The sequence below is a fragment of the Pseudarthrobacter sp. alpha12b genome, assembly GCF_054130495.1.
Map to the genome: position 1 here is coordinate 4,101,615 of NZ_CP196746.1, position 18,700 is coordinate 4,120,314.

Here is an 18,700-nt window from a genome sequence, read left to right on the forward strand (position 1 = left end):
GCACACATCGGCTGCCTCTTTGGTCATTGATGTGCCGCAAGTGTGCAGCAATACTCATCTGAGTCACTTGTGCTGGAGATCACAGCACGTGTCAATGTGGACACTGAGGAGAACCATGAGCATTGAGCAAAGCCGGGCAAACGACGCCGGGCATGCACCCAAGGAATCGGGACTGAAGAAGATTGTTGCCGCCTCCATGGTGGGCACGGTGGTGGAATGGTACGAGTTCTTCCTGTACGCCACAGCCGCCACCCTGGTCTTCGGCAAGTACTTCTTCCCCGCCACAGGCAATGACCTGGACGGGATCATCCAGGCCTTCCTGACCTATGCCGTGGGCTTCATCGCCAGGCCGCTGGGCGGCATCGTCTTTGGCCAGATCGGCGACAAGCTGGGCCGCAAGCCCACGCTGCAGCTCACCATCGTGATCATCGGCATTTCCACGTTCCTGATGGGTTGCCTCCCCGGCTTCGCCGACATCGGATACCTGGCGCCGGCACTGCTGGTAGCCCTGCGGTTCATCCAGGGCTTCGCGCTGGGCGGCGAATGGGGCGGCGCTGTGCTCCTCGTTGCCGAACACAGCCCGAATAAGACGCGCGCCTTCTGGTCAAGCTGGCCGCAGGCCGCCGTCCCGGTGGGCAACCTCCTGGCAACCCTGGTGCTCTACATCATGTCCACCACCCTCAGCAGCGAGGCCTTCCTGGGCTGGGGCTGGCGCGTGGCCTTCTGGCTCTCCGCCGTGATCGTCTTCGTGGGCTACTACATCCGCACCAACGTCAGCGAGTCGCCCATCTTCCTCGAGGCCAAGGAGCTGGTCGAAAAGGAACAGGCCGTCAGCTACGGCGTGTTCGAGGTGCTCCGGAAGTACCCCAAGGGCATCTTCCAGGCCATGGGCCTGCGGTTCGCGGAAAACATCATGTACTACCTGGTGGTCAGCTTTGCGATTGTCTACCTCAAGAGCGTGCACAAGTACGACACCTCATCGCTCCTGCTGGCGCTGCTGATCGCGCACGTCATCCACTTCGCCATCATTCCGCAGTACGGCCGTCTCGCGGACAGGATCGGCCGCAAGCCCGTCTACCTGGCCGGCGCCGTCCTGGGCGCCACCTGGCCGTTCTTCGCCTTCCCCATGTTCGATACCCGCAACGCAGTGGTCATCGTCCTTGCCGTAACCATCGGCCTGTGCCTGCATGGCCTCATGTACGCAGGGCAGCCGGCCATCATGGCCGAGATGTTCCCCACCCGCATGCGCTATTCCGGTGCGTCCCTCGGCTCGCAGGTCACGTCCATCTTCGCCGGGTCCCTGGCACCCCTGCTGGCCACCCAGTGGTTGAAGGACACCGGATCGTGGGTTCCCACCGCCATCTACCTGCTGGTTGCCTGTGCCATCACCGTGGTGGCCGTGCTAAGCCTGAAGGAAACCAAGGGCATAGCACTGGAGGATGTGGACAAGGAAGACGCGGCCCGTGAGGGGCTGCTGACCGCCGGGCGGCGTTGACCTGGCTGTGGGGCTGAATCAGCCGTAGGACCGATCGGGCGCATGAAGGAGAACTGCAATGGACAACACACTGAACGGACGCAAGGCGCTGGTCACCGGCGGTGCCAGCGGAATCGGGGCCGCGTGCGTACGCGCACTTGCGGCGCGGGGAGCGAAAGTGGTGGTGGCCGACGTCGACTCCGCCGCCGCTGCGGCCCTCGCCGATGAGGTGGGCGGAAGCGCCTGGGAGGTGGACCTGCTGGACGTTGACGCCCTGGCCACCCTGAGCCTGGACTGCGACATCCTGGTCAACAACGCAGGGATCCAGCGCATCAGCCCCATTGAGGAGTTCGATCCCGCAGACTTCCGCCGGCTCATCACCCTGATGCTGGAGGCCCCGTTCCTGCTCATCCGGGCCGCCCTGCCGCACATGTATGCCAACAAGTTCGGCCGCATCATCAACCTGTCCTCGGTGCATGGACTTCGCGCCTCCCCGTTCAAGAGCGCGTACGTCTCCGCCAAGCACGGGCTGGAAGGGCTGAGTAAGGTGACGGCGCTTGAGGGCGGGGAGCACGGCGTCACCTCCAACTGCGTGAACCCGGGTTATGTCCGCACGGCGCTGGTGGAGAAACAGATCGCTGACCAGGCTAAGGTGCACGGCATCCCCGAGTCCGAGGTCCTTGCCAAGGTGATGCTCACCGAATCGGCCATCAAACGGCTGGTGGAACCGGACGAAGTGGCGTCCCTGGTGGCCTGGCTTGCGTCCACGGATGCCGGCATGGTGACCGGCGCCAGCTACACCATGGACGGCGGCTGGTCTGCCCGTTAGGGCAAGCTAGTCCAGGGGCTTGACCAGCCGGTGGTCGAAAAAGAAGACGCCATACGGGGTCTTCACACCCACTGACCGGCGGTCCTGCCAGACGACGACCCCTTCGCGCCTGCCGCTGAAGGGGTCGTCGCCTATGACCGTGTCCCCCACCCGGTAAGGGCAGCGGGGGCTGAACGCCGTCAGCGTCCGGCCCCACGCGCCGGCCAGGGCAGTGCCGAGGCTGACGGGCCGGCCCATGCCGGAAAGATCCTGTACGTAGTCCTTGGCCATGTGACCAACTCCTCCAGGCGGCAGCCTGCCGCCCGCTAACGGTGCTGGTTGGCGGAACGCTCCCAGCAGAGGATGGTCCTCCCATTCCGGCCGCCACCGTACGCCCACGCTATGCGCTAATCACACCAGCAACATCAGTAACAGGTACTCATGTTTTGGCAGGGGTGCTACTTGCCCTGGTAAACCCCGTTGATGATGTCCTCGGCGTTTTCGAAGGCCCAGGCCACCAGCGGCACCAGGAGTGCGCTCAATTCGTAGCCCCGCTCAGTGAGGCTGTAATCCACCCGGGGCGGGATGACCGGCTGGGCGTTCCTGCTGACCAGGCCGTCGCGCTCCAGTGTCTTGAGCGTTTGTGCCAGCATCTTCTCGCTGATGCCCTCGGCCCGCCGTCGCAGGTCACTCCACCGCTGTTCGCCCTCGGACAGGGCAATCAGGATCAGGACGCCCCATTTGCTGGTGATGTGGTCCAGCAGGGTCCGGCTGGGGCATCCGGCCGGGAATACGCCGTCGGCAAAGGTGAGGGGGAGTGGGGCTGCTTCCATGCCTCCAGCTTACCCAAGGGTCAGTACCTTACTTTGAAGTGCGTACTCCCTCTTGGGAAGTTCCGGGAAGAAGCGGTGGTTGTGTCCTCTGACAGAGTAAAACTCCCGAAAGGAACCATCGTGAGCATTGTTGTTACAGGCGCCACCGGACAGTTGGGCCGCCACGTCATTGAAGCCCTCCTGGAGCGTGGAGTGGCCGCCGGGGACATCGTGGCTGCCGGCCGGTCGGTGGACAAGCTCGCAGACTTCGCTGCGCGCGGGGTTCACGTGCAGCGCATGGACTATGCCGACGTCGGGTCAGTTGCCGCTGCCCTCAAGGGAGCCACGCGGGTGCTGCTGGTCTCCGGCAGCGAAGTGGGACGGCGGGTGCAGCAGCACCGCACTGTGATCGAAGCCGCCAAGGCTGAGGGCGTGGAGCTGCTGGCCTACACCAGCATCGCCAACGCTGACACCACGGGAATGAAACTGGCCGACGAACATAAGGCCACCGAGGCGCTGCTGCGCGAATCCGGGGTTCCGTTCGTGCTGCTGCGCAATGGCTGGTACCTGGAAAACTACACAGAGCAGTTGCCCGGAACCATGGCCCAGGGCGCCGTCGCGGGCAGTGCCGGAGATGGCAAGGTCAGTGCTGCCTCAAGGGCCGACTACGCCCATGCGGCCGCCGCGGTCCTGGTGGCCGGCGGCCAGGCCGGAAAGGTCTACGAACTGGGCGGCGATGAGGCCTTCAGCATGGCGGACCTCGCCTCGGAGATCAGCGCGGCCACCGGCAGGACCATCACCTACAACGACCTTCCCGCCGAGGATTACGCAGGCCTGCTCACGTCCGTGGGGGTGCCCGGGGCCTTCGCGGAAATCCTTGCGGACTCCGACTTGGGCATTGCCCGCGGCGATCTCCTGGTCAGCACCGGCGACCTCCGCCGGCTGATCGGGCGCCCGACGACGTCCCTCGGCCAGGCGGTTCGGGCCGCCGCTGCTGCGGCGTAGGACGGCGGAACGCCAAAGGTGCCCGGCCCCATGAGGGGCCGGGCACCTTTCGCTTTTCAACCACTTAGCCGGGACGGGGCGCTATTCGCTTCGCCGCCGGCGGCGGTTGTGCTTCGTGGGCACTACTTAACGAGGTCGTTGGTGTAGGTCTCGGAAAGCTTGATCTCCTTGTTTCCCACGTCGGGGTTGGCTACCTGCTGGGTCTTCAGGACTGCCTGGACCCCGTCGTCGGTAAACGTGCCGTCCTTGCTCAAAGTTTTCTTGAGGTCATCGATGACTTTGGCGTAGAGATCCTTGTCGCCGCCGGCAAAGTTTTCCGGCATTTTGGCCGCGATTTCTGCCCCCGAATGCCCGTTGATGTACTCCAGGGTCCGCTTGATGGCCTTGGCCAGCTTGGCGGCGGTGTCCTTGTTCTGGTTGAGCCAGTCAGTCTTGGCGTACAGGCAGGCGGAAGGCCAGGAATCGGTGGCGAACACTTCCTTCAGGCCCTCGGAACTACGGACATCCTCCAGGACCACCGGATTGTGGCCGATGCGCTTGGTGAGCACCGAGACGTCCGGTTCGAGCATCACGGCGGCGTCAACCTGGCCCTGCTCAACAGCGGCAACAGCGGATGATCCGGCACCGATGGCGGAAACAGCTGCATCAGACTGCTGCATGTTGTTCTTCGCCAGCAGGAACTTCACGAACATGTCGGTGGAAGAACCCGGAGCTGTGACGCCCACGTTCTTGCCCTTCAGGTCCGCAATGGATTTGATCTGGCCTTCATTCTTCGGGGACACCAGCAGTGCCAGTCCGGATGACTGGCCCATGTCCACGAAAGCCTTGATCTGCTGGTTCTTGGCCTGCATCTGGATGGTGTGCTCGTAATACCCGCTGGTCACGTTGGTGCTGCCGCCGATCATGGCGGTCAGGGCCTTGGAGCCGCCTTGGAGGTCCTGAAGCTCAACGTCCACGCCCTCATCCTTGTAGTACCCAAGTTGCTGGGCCAGGGTGGTCGGGAGATATGTCAGGAGGGTCTGTCCGCCGACGCCAATGACCACCTTGCCGCCCCCGCCGCCGGCAGCGGCCGACCCGCTTTGGCCGGGAGGTGTTGCCGCGGGTGCGCCACAGGCGGAGAGCGCCAGGGCAACCGACGCAATCAGGGTCAGTGGCCGGAGGAGGACCCGGCCACGGCGCCGGGTTGCTTTCTGTGTCATGAGTGTCCCTTTCAGGCGGGTTGTTGAGTTTCTGCGCCGGTAAAGCAGCTCTTGGCCGGGCGTGGTCAGGAAGACCGGACCGGGCGCCACCTGAGCAGGTGCCGCTCCAGGCGGTTGACGAGGAGGTCGATGATCAGGACGACGATCATGAGGATGAACATCCCCGCAAACACGCCCTTGGTATCGAACACGCCCTGGGCTTGGGCGATGGCATATCCAACTCCGCCCGAAGCGCCCAGGTACTCACCCACCACTGCGCCGGTGATGGCGAAGCCGACGCTGATATGCAGGCTGGAGAAGATCCAGGTCAGGGCGCTGGGGATGAAGACGTGGCGCAGGAGCTGCTTTTCGCTGGCCCCCAGCATCCTGGCGTTGTCCACCAGGACCCGGTCCACGCTCTTGACGCCTTCCAGTGTGTTGAAGAAGACGATGAAGAACACCAGGGTGAAGCCGAAGGCGACCTTGGACCAGATGCCAAGGCCAAACCACAGCAGGAAGATCGGGGCCAGGACCACGCGCGGGAGCGCATTGAACATCTGCAGGAAAGGGTCCAGCAGCCGCTCAAGGAATCGGACGCGGGCAAGGATAAAGCCCAGGAGAAGTCCGACGGCGGCTCCCACCAGGAAGGCGAGGATGGCTTCCTGCATGGTCACCCAAAGGTGGGGGAACACGAACCCTGAGGACACCCAGAGCCATACGGTCTGGAAGATGTCCGAGGGAAGGGGGAAGAAGAATTCGTCGATCACCCCGGCCCGTCCCAGGACCTCCCACGCTCCCAGGACCAGAACCGTGAGGAGGAGCTGGATGCTCCGCATGGCCAAGGGTGACATTTCTCCCCGGCGGCCCGACCGGCTGACGGGGCTGCGGTCCTGGGTGCCGCCGGGAGAGCCGTTCCCGCGGGAACCCGGCCTCCGTGAACCGAGGATGGTCACGCTGCCTCACCTTCCTCCGCCATGGCACTTTCGTAGGTCTTTGAGACTTCGACTTTCAGGCGCCCCCAGATTTCGCGGTGCAGCGCCACAAACCGCGGGTCGTCACGGATATCCAGCAGGTCGCGCGGGCGGGGAATGTCGATTTGGTAACTTCCCACCACCGTGCTCCCGGGGCCCGCTCCCAGAATTACCACTTCATCGGACAGTGCGATCGCTTCGTCGAGGTCGTGGGTAATGAAGACCACTGCCTTGCCGGATTCCTGCCATAGCTGCAGGAGTTCGTTTTCCATGATCTGGCGGGTCTGGACGTCGAGGGCTGAAAACGGCTCGTCCATGAGGAGGATGTCCGGGTTCACGATCCAGGCCTGTGCGATGGCCGTGCGCTTGCGCATGCCGCCGCTGAGTTGGTGCGGATAGCGGTCCGCAAAGTTCTTGAGGCCTACCTTTTCGAGCCAGCGGCGCGATTCCGAGTGGGCCTCGGCCTTGGAGACGCCGGCCATGGTCAGGCCCAGGCTGACGTTGTCGATGACGGTCTTCCACGGCAGCAGGGCGTCCTGCTGGAACATGTAGGACGCCCGGCGGTTCACTCCCGTCACCGGCTCTCCGAAGCTCTTGACCTCTCCGAAGCTTGGAGTTAGAAGCCCTGCTGCCATGTTCAGGATGGTGGACTTGCCTGATCCCGTTGGGCCAACGATCGAGACGAAGCGGCCGGGTTCAACCTTCAGGTCAATGTCGCGGACTGCGAAGTAGGTCTCGCCCCCGGATGTTGGAAATTGTTTGGTGCACCCGGTGAGCTCCACGGCATATCCGGACGTGGTTGGCTGTGCAGCTGGCATCTTTGCCTCTTCCCGGCCAACTCCGGCCGCTTGTTTCCCCCTGTTGGTCCACGCTGTCGGAACGAAAGTGGTGCATCGGTCCGCGTCCGGAGACCTGCGTGCGGCCTCTGGTGGTGTTACTCGTCAGCAGGTCTTACCTGCCACATCGTGGGTTCTCCATCATGATGTGGACCTGATGCTAACAGTTACTTCGGTCACACTCAACGCCCCCGCGGCTCATACACTTTCCCCATGAGCTCCAGCGAAACGTCGGCCACGCCCCTGTTGGTCCTTCGGAAGATCACTGCCATCCTCGATGCTTTCTCCCTCGCGCAGCCCGAGCTGTCGCTGGCCGAGATCCGTTCCAGCACCGGTGTGCCGCACTCCACGGTCCAGCGCCTGGTGGCGAACATGGTGCAGGAAGGGATTCTGGACAGGCACGGGGACCGGTACCGGGTTGGGGTGCGGATGGCCCACTGGGCGGCACCGGCAACCCAGGGATTGGATTTCCTGGAGCTGCTGACGCCCGTGCTGCGAAGGCTTCGTGACGAGCTGGGCGAGACCGCCTGCATCTTTCGCGAATCCCAGGGGAAACGGGTTTGCATCGCCCTGGCCGAGACCCGCCGCATGCTCCGCCGGGTTGTGAGTGTCGGTGAAATCATGCCGCTGCACGTGGGTGCGGCGGGGCGGGTCCTGCTGGCCTGGAATCCGGAAGTTGCCGAGCGGGTGTACCGGTCGGGCCTGGCATCCCTGACCGACCAGACCATCACCGATGCCGCGAGCCTGGAAGGATCGGTCGCCAAAGCCCGCGCAGATGGTTTCGCCATCACCACCGGTGAGCGCGTGTCAGGCGCCAGCGGCATCTCGGCGCCGATTTTCGGCCCGCAGGGCGAACTCTTCGGCGCTCTTACGGTGATGGGGCCGGCCCTGCGGATGCCTTTCGACGTCTGCGCGTCCTGGGTGGAACAGGTGCTGGCGGCCGCAGAAGAGGGCACCAGGGTCATCGGCGGCACCATCCCGCAGTAACTCCGATTTCAACTCCCTCTATCCACATTGTGAATTTAGGTCCACAATATGAGTTGTCGTGCCAACGATGCTTCGCGATCCCACGGCAGGCCGGGCAACGCGGCCGGGGTACCGGTTGCCGGCAGAACAGGAGTCCCAAAGATGGTGGAAACTTCACAGACCTCGCGCCCTGGCGGTGTGCGCCCCGGGCAGAACGCAGACTCCGGAATTGGCGGACGGCCGTGGACCGGGCCCGGCGCTGCACCTGCCCCTGGCGCAGCCATGGAAACGGCCGGCGGGCCGTTGACCGGCGTGCGTGTCCTGGAGCTCGGATCACTTATCGCAGGCCCGTTTGCAGGACGGCAGCTCGCAGACTTCGGTGCGGAGGTGATCAAGATCGAGTCTCCGGACCGTCCCGACCCCATGCGGGAGTGGGGCCGGGCCCGGGTGCATGGCCACACGCTGTGGTGGTCGGTCCAGTCAAGGGGGAAGAAATGCGTGACGCTGGACCTCAAGTCGCCCCGCGGGCGTGGGCTCTTCCTGGAGCTCTGCAGGGAAGCCGACGTCATCCTGGAGAATTTCCGCCCTGGAACACTCGAGAAACTCGGGCTTTCCCCCGAGGTGCTTTGGCAAAGCAACCCAGGGCTGATCATCGCCAGGGTTTCCGGCTACGGCCAGACTGGACCGGATGCCAACAAGCCGGGCTACGCTTCCGTGGCCGAGGCCCGCGGCGGCCTGCGCCACCTCAACGGCTACCCGGACCAGGCACCGCCACGGACAGGCATCTCGCTGGGCGACAGCCTGGCGTCGCTCTATGCGCTGCAGGGAATCCTGCTGGCCTTGTACTGGCGGGATGCCAAGGGAGGGACGGGGCAGGTTGTGGACGTGTCCCTCGTAGAGGCTTGCTTCTCCCTTTTGGAAAGTGCCGTGCCCGATTTCGCGGCTGCGGGCGTTGTGCCGGGCCCCAGCGGTTCCGGGCTGAAGGGGATAGCGCCGTCGAATATTTTCCGCTCCAGCGACGGAAAGTGGGTGGTGATCGCTGCCAACCAGGACTCGGTGTTCGTGCGGCTGGCTGCCGCAATGGGCACCCCGGAGCTGGCTTCTGACCCCCTCTACAGCAACCACGCATCCCGAGGTGTCAACCAGGAGGCGTTGGAACAACTGATCGCCGAATGGGCCGCAGGTTTCAACCACTCGGAACTGGTGGCGTGCCTTGACCGGCACGCTGTTCCCAACAGCACTGTGAGTACCATCGAGGACATCTTCGAAGACCCCCAGCTTCGGGCGCGCGGGATGCTGGTGGAAGTTCCCGATGAACAGTTGGGGGCGGTGGTCCAGCCGGGCGTCATTCCCAAGCTGTCCCGGACCAGCGGCGGCATCGCGTGGAATGGGCCACTGGCGCCTGGCTCCCACAACAATGACGTCTACGGGGGGCTGCTCAAACTGAATGTCGAAGAACTGCAGCATGCCAAGGATGAAGGTGCCATCTGATGAACGGAATTGCGGGAACCGGCACTCGCGGAGGTTCAGTCTCCATCGTGGACGTCAGTCCCCGTGACGGGCTGCAGAATGAAAGGGTCCCGGTCAGCACCCACGACAAGCTGCGCCTTATCAACGACCTGATTGCCCTGGGTGCCAGACGGATTGAGGCTGTGAGCTTCGTAAACCCCAAAAAGGTTCCGCAAATGGCCGATGCCGATGCCGTCATGGCCGGGGTGCCGCGGGACGCCGGTGCCAGCTACATCGGCCTGGTGCTGAACACCCGCGGTGCGCACAGAGCCGTGGACGCGGGGGTGGACGAGATCAACTATGTCCTGCCCGTGACCGATGCCTTTGCCGCGGCCAACCAGAACACGACGGTCGCCGCCGCCCTGGACGCCTTGGAAGAGGTATCCGGAATCGCTGCCACTGCCGGCGTCCCGGTCACGGTCACCGCCGCCGTAGCCTTCGGTTGTCCGTACCAGGGTGACGTCCCTGGAGAGCAGGCTCTTTCGGTGGTCCGCAGCGCACTGCAACGAGGCCCGCTGGCCGAGGTTGCCTTGGCGGATACTATCGGCTGCGCCGTCCCATGGCAGGTCAACGAGGTCTTTGCCGCCCTGGCATCTGAAACGGATGTGCCGCTGCGGGCCCACCTGCACGAAACGCGACACACTGCACTGGCAAACACCTACGCGGCCATGGCAGCGGGAGTCAGGGTCTTCGACAGTGCCGTGGGAGGCCTGGGCGGTTGCCCGTTCGCTCCAGGCGCGGCCGGCAATGTTTCCACGGAGGACCTGGCGTGGATGCTGGAGCGGGCGGGGTTTGCCACCTCGATTGATCCGCTGGCTGCCACCGAGCTGGGCCGCTGGATCTGCGCCAAGGTAGAGACTGCGCCGCGCTCGGGGCTGGCCGGTGCAGGAGTGTTCCCCAAGGCCGCGTAGGCCCTGGGGTCACTCCGCTCCAGTTCCCAGCCGGCTGCGTCTGAGCGTCCCGCCTTTAGGTCCGCCTGCTCCCGGCAGGAGACGTTATCGGGGCGGAGGAGACCGCCGACAGCGGCGAGGTTTCGTCCTCAAGGTGGGCCCGGCGTCGTCCGTCACCCTTGATCCACAGCCGATACGCCATGACCAGCAGTCCCAGCCACACCGCGCCGACGTACAGCGCGATCCGGGTGTCCTCGAAGGCGCCCAGGATGGCGATCACCAGCGCCATGAACGCGATGGTGAGGACGGAGGCAGCGGGCCACCACGGTGACGGGAATTCCGATGCCGGCAGGGCATTGCGCGCAATTTCCCGCTTCATTGCCACGTGCGAGGCCAGGATCATCACCCACACCCAGACGGTGGCGAAGGTGGCGATCGAGGCAATCACCAGGAACACGTCCTCCGGAATGACCGCGTTGAGGACCACGCCCACCAGCAGGATTCCTGCCATCATGACCACGGTCATCCAGGGGACGCCGTGCCGGGAAACCTTGCCGAAAGCAGCCGGTGCGTGGCCCTGGTTGGAGAGCCCGAAGAGGATGCGCCCGGCGCCGAAGATGTCGCTGTTGATGGCGGAGAGTGCGGCGGTGATCACCACGGCGTTCAGGATGTGGGGTGCTGCCGGGATGCCCAGGCCGCTGAAAATCTGCACGAACGGGCTGCCGCCGGTGCCCACCTGGTCCCACGGGAAGAGGCTCATCAGGACTCCCAAGGTCAGGACGTAGAACAGCAGCACGCGCACGGGGACGGTGTTGACGGCCTTGGGAATGACCTTCTTGGGGTCGGCGGCCTCGCCGGCCGTGATGCCCAGGGTCTCGATGCCGCCGAACGCGAACATCACCACGGCGAACGATGCCAGCAGGCCTTCGAAGCCGTTCGGAAAAAGGCCGCCGTGCTCCACCAGGTTGCCCAGTCCCGGGGTCACGCCGGAGCCGCCGCCCTGGAAACCGAACACGATGATGGCGGCGCCGCCGGCAATCATGGCAATAATGGCTGCCACCTTGATCAGCGAGAACCAGAACTCCAGTTCGCCGAAGACCTTGACGCTGAGCAGATTCAGCGCCGCCAGGAAGCAGATGACGGCAAGGATCCAGATCCAGCGGTCCACCTGTGGGAACCAGAACCCCATATAGATGCTGAATGCGGTGACATCGGCGATGGCCACGATCGCCATCTCGAACACGTACGTCCAGCCGGTCACGAAGCCGGCCAGGGGTCCAAGGTAGCGGCCTGCATACTGGCTGAAGGAGCCCGACACCGGGTGCCGCACCGCCATCTCGCCCAGGGCCCGCATCACCATGAACACGGCGGCGCCGCCGATGATGTAGGCCAGCAGGACGGCCGGTCCGGCTTTCTGGATGGCGGAGGCGGAGCCATAAAAGAGGCCGGTGCCGATCGCCGATCCGAGGGCCATGAAGCGGATGTGCCGCACATTGAGTCCCCTGTTGAGGACATGTCCGACGCCGTTGGACGGCTTCTGCTGTTCCGCCGGACTCTCGATCCGGGTTGGGGTTGGAGCTGGTTGCATGCAAATACCTTCTCGTCATTGGGAGGGGAACCGCTAACCAGCAGACCATCTTCGGAGTCGCCGTGATGAGGCTCACGGAGGGTTGGTGTCTTCGGTTCCAGACTGGGCAGCGGGTGCCTGCCTGTCCGCTTCAGAGGCCGGCCCCTTGACTCGATGCCGGCTTTTCCTTACCTTGAGGGGCCGCCGTGGAACTGGGCGGATGAGGTTACGCCCGGTACCAGCAGCCCGAAGGAGACCGACGATGAAAGCAATCGTGCAGGACACTTATGGATCAGCAGACGTGCTCGAGTTGCGGGACATCGCCCGCCCCGAGCCCGGGGACGGCCAGGTACTGGTCAAGGTGCGGGCGGCCGGTGTCGATCAGGGCGTGTGGCACCTGATGGCCGGGCTGCCGTACCTCGTCCGGCTTTTCGGCTACGGCCTGAAGAAGCCGAAAGTTCCCGTGCGAGGCCGGGAAGTGGCCGGCGTAGTGGAAGCGGTAGGGCCTGGAGTGACGCGCTTTGCTGCGGGGGACGAGGTGTTCGGGACCTGCGACGGATCCTTTGCTGAATACGTTTGCGCCAGGGAGGACAAGGTGGCCCGTAAGCCCCTGAGCCTCTCCTTCGAAGAAGCGGCGGCCTCGCCGATCTCCGGAGTCACCGCCCTGCAGGCCGTCCGCGACGCCGCCCAGGTTACCGTCGGCCAAAAGGTGCTGATCCTTGGCGCCGGAGGGGGAGTGGGATCCTTCGCGGTCCAACTGGCCAAAGCCTTTGGAGCTGAGGTGACAGGGGTGTGCAGCACCGCCAAGGTTGATCTGGTGCGCTCCCTTGGGGCGGATGCCGTCATTGACTACAGGACGTCCAATATTTCGGGCACCGGGAAACTGTACGACGTCATCCTGGACACGGCCGGCAACCGGCGGTTGTCCCTCCTGCGCCGGCTGATCGTACCCAAGGGCACGCTGGTGATCATCGGCGGCGAAGGGGGCGGCAAGCTGACCGGCGGATTTCAGCGGTCCCTTGGTGCCCCGCTGGTCTCCCTGATTTCCGGCCGGAAGTTAAAAGGGCTTGTCGCCAAGGAAACGCACCTGGATCTCGAGGCCCTTGCTTCGCTGATCGAGGCCGGCAGCGTCAAGCCCGCGGTGGACAGGGTCTTCCCCCTCGCCGAAGCACCGGCGGCCATCCAGTACCTCCACGAGGGACGGGCACGCGGCAAAGTTGTGGTCAGCATCTGAGCGGGACCAGGGTTTTTACATAGGCACGAAGGTGGGACGACGACAACCGTCTGGTATCCCAGACAGCGGGCGCGTTTGCATGAACTTGGAAGGCCGGCGGAGGGCGCAAGCTTAAGTACGGGATACCGGACATAGCTAGCCAGAAAGAACCTTCCAGGCCATGAGCACTGCAATAAGCACCGAAACAAGAGGCACCGAAACCCAGGCGCCCCGGGCTGCGGCCAAAGTGTCTTCGAAGGTTCCTGCCGCGGAGAACACCCTGCGCATCCTTAAGCTGCTGGCTTCGCGCCGCGGACCCATGGCGGCCTCGCAGATTGCCTCCAGCCTGGACCTGCCCCGCTCCAGTGTCTATCACCTGCTGGGGGTGATGGAGGCTAACGGCTTCGTCCTCCACCTGCACGAGGAGCAACGCTACGGATTGGGCATCAGCGCCTTCGAACTGAGCTCCGCGTACTCCCGGCAGGAGCCGCTGTCCCGGCTGGGGCGCCCACTGTTAGCGAGTTTGGTGGACGCCATCGGCGAGAGTGCTCACCTTGCCGTGCTGCATGGCCGGGATGTCCTGTACATCGTGGAGGAGCGGGCCAAGAACCGTCCATCCTTGGTGACTGACGTCGGCGTCCGCCTTCCCAGCCACCTCACCGCCAGCGGCCGTGCCATCCTTGCCGCGCTCCCCAAATCGCAGGTTCGGGCGCTGTACCCGAACGCCGCAGCCTTCAGCGCCCGGCACGAGGTGGAAGGGGCCATCATGAAGTATTCATCGCTGTCCTCCCACCTGGACCAGGTCCGCCAGCGGGGGTATGCCACCGAACACGGCGAAGTGACGCCCGGCTTTGGCTCCATCGCCGCCGCGGTCACCGACCACTTGGGCTGGCCCACCGCTGCCGTCGCCGTCACCTTCCTGGAGGACAAACTGCCAGCGGACGAGTGGCCCGTATTGGCTGCCCGCGTCCAGAAAGTGGCCGATGAACTCTCCGTCCGGATCCACGGGCGCCCGGTCAAATAATCACCCGTCGAGAAACCGTGTGCGCTTGTCTGGCATGCCGGACAGTAGGCCTGCGAAAGCCCTGTGAAGCCAGCCCGCGAGGGGCTTTAGTGGATACAGAACTTCTTTCTTCCAACAGACACCACCAGAAGGAGCCCATCATGGCACCCGCCGATTTCACCACCGGTGCCCGCCCGGTCAAAGCAGCCCGCGGCACCGAGCTCACCGCCAGGTCCTGGCAGACCGAAGCACCGCTGCGCATGCTGATGAACAATCTGGACCCTGAGGTCGCCGAACGCCCGGATGACCTGGTGGTTTACGGCGGCACCGGCCGCGCCGTCCGCTCATGGGCGGCATTCGACGCCATCACCCGCACGCTGGAAACCATGGAAAAGGACGAGACCCTCCTGGTCCAGTCCGGCAAGCCGGTGGGCGTGTTCCGCACCAACGAATGGGCGCCCCGCGTGCTGCTGGCCAACTCCAACCTGGTTGGCGACTGGGCCACCTGGCCCGAATTCCGCCGGCTCGAGGCCGAGGGCCTGATGATGTACGGCCAGATGACCGCGGGGTCCTGGATCTACATCGGCACGCAGGGCATCCTGCAGGGCACCTTCGAGACTTTCGCGGCGATCGCCCGCAAGCTGACCGGGGATGAGAATGGCACGCTCGCCGGCACGCTGACGCTGACCGGCGGCTGCGGCGGCATGGGTGGCGCCCAGCCGCTCGCCGTCACCCTGAACGAGGGCGCCTGCCTGATTGTCGACGTCGACGAGTCCCGCCTGCGCCGCCGTGCCGGCAAGCGCTACCTGGACGAGGTGGAAACAGACCTCGACGCCGCCATCGCCAAGGTGCTCAAGGCCAAGGAAGAGCGCCGCGGCTGGTCCGTGGGTTACGTGGGCAACGCCGCCGAAGTCTTCCCCGAGATCCTGCGCCGCCACAAAGCCGGCGAACTCACCGTGGACATCGTCACCGACCAGACCTCGGCCCACGATCCGCTCAGCTACCTCCCCGAGGGCATCTCGGTGGACGAGTGGCACCGCGAAGCTGAGGCTGACCCCGAAGGTTTCACCAAGAAGGCCCAGGCCTCCATGGCACGGCACGTGCAGGCCATGGTGGAATTCCAGGACGCCGGCGCAGAGGTGTTCGACTACGGCAACTCCATCCGCGATGAGGCCCGCAAGGGCGGCTACACCCGAGCCTTCGAATTCCCCGGCTTCGTTCCCGCTTACATCCGGCCGCTCTTCTGCGAAGGCCTTGGCCCGTTCCGCTGGGTTGCCCTGTCCGGTGACCCCGAAGACATCCGCGTCACGGACGAAGCGATCAAGGAGCTCTTCCCCGAGAACAAGCACCTGCACCGCTGGATCGACGCCGCCCAGGAACGTGTCGAGTTCGAAGGCCTGCCGGCCCGCATCTGCTGGCTGGGCTACGGCGAACGCGCCAAGGCCGGCCTGCTGTTCAACCAGTTGGTCAAGGACGGCAAGGTCAAGGCCCCCATCGTCATCGGCCGCGACCACCTGGACTCCGGCTCCGTAGCCTCCCCGTACCGCGAAACCGAAGCCATGAAGGACGGCTCGGACGCCATCGCCGACTGGCCCATGCTCAACGCCCTGCTGAACACCGCCTCCGGCGCCACCTGGGTCTCCCTTCATCACGGCGGCGGTGTTGGCATTGGCCGCTCCATCCACGCCGGCCAGGTCTCCGTCGCCGACGGCACCGACCTCGCCGCCCAAAAGCTCGAACGCCTGCTGACCAACGACCCCGGCATGGGCGTTATCCGCCACGCGGACGCCGGCTACGAGCGTGCCCTCGACGTCGCCAAGGAACGCGGCGTCCGCATCCCCATGCAAGAGAGCCCCGCCGAAACCCGCTGACCCGGCCCAACCCCTCATCGATTGCTCCGTAGGTGTCGTTTAGAGCCCACAAAACGACAAGTACGGAGCAGTCGATGGGAACCCCACCACAAGGAACTTAAATTGACTGCTATTACCCACGAACCGCTGACCGTCACCCTCGGGTCCGCGGGCGTCACGCCCCAGGATGTGCTCGCCGTCGCGCGCCACGGCGCCACGTTGACCATCTCCCCGGAAGCCCTGGAAACCGTCGCCAAGGTGCGCGCCCACATCGATGACCTCGCCGCCAGCGACGTCCCCGCCTACGGCATCTCCACCGGCTTCGGCGCGCTGGCCAACCGCCACATTCCCAACGAACTGCGGACCCAGCTGCAGAAGTCACTGATCCGGAGCCACGCCGCGGGCATGGGGCCGGCTGTGGAGCGCGAAGTGGTCCGCGGCATCATGTTCCTGCGCGCCAAGACCCTCGCGTCCGGCCGCACGGGAGTCCGCCCCGTGGTCCTACAGACCATGGTGGACGTCCTCAATGCCGGCATCACGCCAGTGGTCCGCGAATTCGGGTCGCTGGGCTGCTCCGGCGACCTCGCGCCGCTGTCGCACTGCGCCCTGGTGCTGATGGGCGAAGGCGAGGCGGAAGGGCCCGACGGCGTTAGGTACGGCGGGCGGGGAGAGCGGCCCGTCACTGAACTGCTGGCGGAGCACGGCATCAAGCCGGTCACCCTTGCGGAAAAGGAAGGGCTGGCGCTGGTCAACGGCACCGAGGGCATGCTGGGCATGCTCCTCATGGCCATCGCTGACCTTCGCCAGTTGCTGGCGACGGCGGACATCACCGCGGCCCTCAGCGTCGAGGCGCTGCTGGGAACCGACCAGGTGTTCCTGCCCGAACTGCACGCTGCGCTCCGGCCGCACCCGGGCCAGGCTGCCAGCGCGGACAACATGCTGCGCGTACTCTCGGATTCACCGATCGTGGCGTCCCACAAGGTGGGGGACTCCCGGGTGCAGGACGCATACTCCCTGCGCTGTGCCCCGCAGGTGGCCGGCGCCGTCCGCGACACCGTGGACCACGCCGAGCTGGTGGCGTCCCGCGAGCTGGCCGCAGCGATCGACAACCCCGTGGTCCTGCCCGACGGGCGGGTGAGCTCCAACGGCAACTTCCACGGCGCGCCGGTGGCGTACGTCCTGGATTACCTGGCCATCGCCGTCGCGGACCTCAGTTCCATCGCCGAACGCCGGACGGACCGGATGCTGGATCCCGCCCGCTCGCACGGCCTCCCCGCGTTCCTCGCTGCTGATCCCGGCGTGGACTCGGGGCTGATGATCGCCCAGTACACCCAGGCCGGGCTGGTGTCGGACAACAAGCGGCTGGCCGTTCCGGCGTCCGTGGACTCGATCCCGAGCTCGGCCATGCAGGAGGACCACGTGTCCATGGGCTGGCACGCCGCGCGGAAGCTGCGCAAGGCGGTGGAGAACCTGCGCCGCGTCCTGGCCATCGAGCTGGTCACCGCTGCGCGGGCCCTGGACATCCGGACGCAGCTCTCGGGTGGCGTCCTGACACCCGGCCCGGCGGGCGCGGCCGTGGTGGCTGCCCTCCGCACTGTGGTGGAGGGGCCGGGAACGGACCGTTTCCTGTCTCCGGAACTGGAAGCGGCTGACCGCCTGGTCGCCTCAGGGGACGTGCTGCGGGCGGCCGAATCCGCCGTCGGGCCGCTCGCCTGACACCGAACAATCTTCAGTAGCTGCTTCGTGTCCGTCCGAGGGGCGGAATTTCCGGCGCCACGGCCCACCGTGGCGCCGGGAGTGTAGTAGAACTGAAGGTGTAGTGAAAGTCACATCAAAGAGGCTGTGGCAGTAGAACGATACAAAGGGGTAGAAGTTCAAATGAAAGCACGTGGGGCAGTCTTATCGAGGCGCAATGCCCATTCCGCCGCGGTGTCCAACTGGAAATCCCTCCAGGCGGGGGACCGGGTCGAGATCATCAAGCATGCGCATGTGGTGGCAGCCGGGGAAGTTGAAGAGGTGTCGCAAAGCGGCAACGTCCTTTGGCTGGTGCCGGCCGGCCCGTCAGGCCCTGCAGAGAAGGAGCTTTTCCTGAAGTCCGACGGCGTGCAGGTCCGCCGCAGCTAGCAGCCCCGCAGGCAGCAATCAGCTGAAACCACCAGCAGCCAAAAAATCCCCGCACTCCAAACCGGCGTGCGGGGATTTTTTGTGGGTGGGTCAGGCGGCGAAGGACTCGTACGTTTCGCCAAACGGTACTGATTCGTCCAGGGCTACCGTGTAGCGTCCCGGGTGCAGCCGGGTGACCAGGATGCCGCAGGCGGCGTCCTGCGCTGCGACCTCGATCAGGTCGGCCACGGCCTCTTCCAGGCCGGCGTGGACCTCACTGGCGCTGGAGAACTCCAGGCTGATGGACCGCGGGGCGGGTCCTTCGGTGGGCTGGGCAGCGGGGGGGACGCGCTCCAAGGTGGCTGTAGTCATGTACTGAACTTTCTGTGTCTCATGCCAGGATGGCTCCAACATTCTACCGACTGCTTCTGTTATATGTCAGATGTCTGCCCTTTGGAAGGTCTTTGATGCGGTCACAAAGCGTCTGTTCGCGGCGCCGCAGCGAAATCAAGGAC

The 18,700-nt window shown here is 65.1% G+C and carries 18 protein-coding genes; 11 read left to right on the forward strand and 7 right to left on the reverse strand.

Translation table 11 applies throughout. The features are described 5' to 3' along the window. Positions 1–115: 115 nt before the first annotated feature. The gene (locus tag ACTAQI_RS18975) at positions 116–1,495 is read left to right on the forward strand and encodes an MFS transporter (protein ID WP_457947947.1); all 1,380 of its coding nucleotides are present in this window, start codon (positions 116–118) and stop codon (positions 1,493–1,495) included. Between the two features lie 58 nt (positions 1,496–1,553). Then, positions 1,554–2,303 (forward strand): 3-hydroxybutyrate dehydrogenase, encoded by a 750-nt coding sequence (locus tag ACTAQI_RS18980; RefSeq protein WP_457947949.1) that lies wholly within the window; start codon positions 1,554–1,556, stop codon positions 2,301–2,303. A 6-nt stretch (positions 2,304–2,309) separates the two neighbouring features. Here ACTAQI_RS18980 and ACTAQI_RS18985 read toward each other — a convergent pair whose 3' ends face one another. Beyond that, complete coding sequence (locus ACTAQI_RS18985) at positions 2,310–2,573, reverse strand: hypothetical protein (RefSeq protein WP_457947951.1); 264 nt, start codon at positions 2,571–2,573, stop codon at positions 2,310–2,312. Between the two features lie 167 nt (positions 2,574–2,740). Beyond that, the gene (locus ACTAQI_RS18990; protein ID WP_457947953.1) at positions 2,741–3,115 is read right to left on the reverse strand and encodes a winged helix-turn-helix transcriptional regulator; all 375 of its coding nucleotides are present in this window, start codon (positions 3,113–3,115) and stop codon (positions 2,741–2,743) included. A gap of 120 nt (positions 3,116–3,235) precedes the next feature. On the opposite strand from ACTAQI_RS18990, the gene ACTAQI_RS18995 reads away from it, so the two are divergent. Then, on the forward strand, positions 3,236–4,099 hold the full coding sequence (locus tag ACTAQI_RS18995; protein WP_457947955.1) for an SDR family oxidoreductase: 864 nt from the start codon (positions 3,236–3,238) through the stop codon (positions 4,097–4,099). Between the two features lie 122 nt (positions 4,100–4,221). On the opposite strand, the gene ACTAQI_RS19000 is transcribed toward ACTAQI_RS18995, so the two are convergent. The 3 genes from ACTAQI_RS19000 to ACTAQI_RS19010 all read right to left on the reverse strand — a co-directional run bounded on the left by ACTAQI_RS19000 (position 4,222) and on the right by ACTAQI_RS19010 (position 7,066). Further along, complete coding sequence (locus tag ACTAQI_RS19000) at positions 4,222–5,298, reverse strand: ABC transporter substrate-binding protein (RefSeq protein ID WP_457947956.1); 1,077 nt, start codon at positions 5,296–5,298, stop codon at positions 4,222–4,224. Between the two features lie 65 nt (positions 5,299–5,363). Further along, the gene (locus ACTAQI_RS19005; RefSeq protein WP_457947957.1) at positions 5,364–6,230 is read right to left on the reverse strand and encodes an ABC transporter permease; all 867 of its coding nucleotides are present in this window, start codon (positions 6,228–6,230) and stop codon (positions 5,364–5,366) included. Next, complete coding sequence (locus tag ACTAQI_RS19010) at positions 6,227–7,066, reverse strand: ABC transporter ATP-binding protein (RefSeq protein ID WP_457947958.1); 840 nt, start codon at positions 7,064–7,066, stop codon at positions 6,227–6,229. Before ACTAQI_RS19010 ends, ACTAQI_RS19005 begins: the two co-directional genes overlap by 4 nt. Positions 7,067–7,297: 231 nt before the next feature. Between ACTAQI_RS19010 and ACTAQI_RS19015 the strand changes: the two genes are divergently transcribed. The 3 genes from ACTAQI_RS19015 (at position 7,298) to ACTAQI_RS19025 (ending at position 10,470) form a co-directional block, all read left to right on the forward strand. Next, on the forward strand, positions 7,298–8,071 hold the full coding sequence (locus tag ACTAQI_RS19015; RefSeq protein ID WP_457947960.1) for an IclR family transcriptional regulator: 774 nt from the start codon (positions 7,298–7,300) through the stop codon (positions 8,069–8,071). 141 nt (positions 8,072–8,212) lie between these two features. Continuing rightward, positions 8,213–9,541: a CaiB/BaiF CoA transferase family protein gene (locus ACTAQI_RS19020; protein WP_457947961.1), complete on the forward strand. Its 1,329-nt coding sequence runs from the start codon at positions 8,213–8,215 to the stop codon at positions 9,539–9,541. After that, the gene (locus ACTAQI_RS19025; protein ID WP_457947963.1) at positions 9,541–10,470 is read left to right on the forward strand and encodes a hydroxymethylglutaryl-CoA lyase; all 930 of its coding nucleotides are present in this window, start codon (positions 9,541–9,543) and stop codon (positions 10,468–10,470) included. The genes ACTAQI_RS19020 and ACTAQI_RS19025 overlap by 1 nt, the downstream gene beginning before the upstream one ends. 55 nt (positions 10,471–10,525) lie before the next feature. Here the strand turns inward: ACTAQI_RS19025 and ACTAQI_RS19030 are convergent, their stop codons facing one another. Next, positions 10,526–12,037 carry an amino acid permease gene (locus ACTAQI_RS19030; RefSeq protein ID WP_457947964.1) on the reverse strand — a complete coding sequence of 504 codons (1,512 nt, stop codon included), beginning with the start codon at positions 12,035–12,037 and terminating at the stop codon, positions 10,526–10,528. Positions 12,038–12,278: 241 nt separating this feature from the next. Here ACTAQI_RS19030 and ACTAQI_RS19035 point away from each other — a divergent pair, with 241 nt between their 5' ends. The 5 genes from ACTAQI_RS19035 to ACTAQI_RS19055 all read left to right on the forward strand — a co-directional run bounded on the left by ACTAQI_RS19035 (position 12,279) and on the right by ACTAQI_RS19055 (position 18,206). Next, complete coding sequence (locus ACTAQI_RS19035) at positions 12,279–13,250, forward strand: NAD(P)-dependent alcohol dehydrogenase (RefSeq protein WP_457947966.1); 972 nt, start codon at positions 12,279–12,281, stop codon at positions 13,248–13,250. Positions 13,251–13,410: 160 nt separating this feature from the next. Beyond that, a complete protein-coding gene (locus ACTAQI_RS19040; RefSeq protein ID WP_457947968.1) occupies positions 13,411–14,253 on the forward strand; it encodes an IclR family transcriptional regulator in 843 nt (280 codons plus the stop codon). Between the two features lie 140 nt (positions 14,254–14,393). Beyond that, the gene (hutU, locus tag ACTAQI_RS19045) at positions 14,394–16,103 is read left to right on the forward strand and encodes a urocanate hydratase (protein ID WP_457947969.1); all 1,710 of its coding nucleotides are present in this window, start codon (positions 14,394–14,396) and stop codon (positions 16,101–16,103) included. Between the two features lie 102 nt (positions 16,104–16,205). After that, positions 16,206–17,798, forward strand: coding sequence for a histidine ammonia-lyase (gene hutH / locus ACTAQI_RS19050; RefSeq protein WP_457947970.1), 1,593 nt, complete (start codon positions 16,206–16,208; stop codon positions 17,796–17,798). Between the two features lie 162 nt (positions 17,799–17,960). After that, a complete protein-coding gene (locus tag ACTAQI_RS19055; protein WP_457947971.1) occupies positions 17,961–18,206 on the forward strand; it encodes a hypothetical protein in 246 nt (81 codons plus the stop codon). Positions 18,207–18,296: 90 nt separating this feature from the next. Here the strand turns inward: ACTAQI_RS19055 and ACTAQI_RS19060 are convergent, their stop codons facing one another. Beyond that, entirely contained in the window at positions 18,297–18,557 is a 261-nt protein-coding gene (locus ACTAQI_RS19060) for a hypothetical protein (protein WP_457947972.1), read from the reverse strand. Positions 18,558–18,700 lie beyond the last annotated feature (143 nt).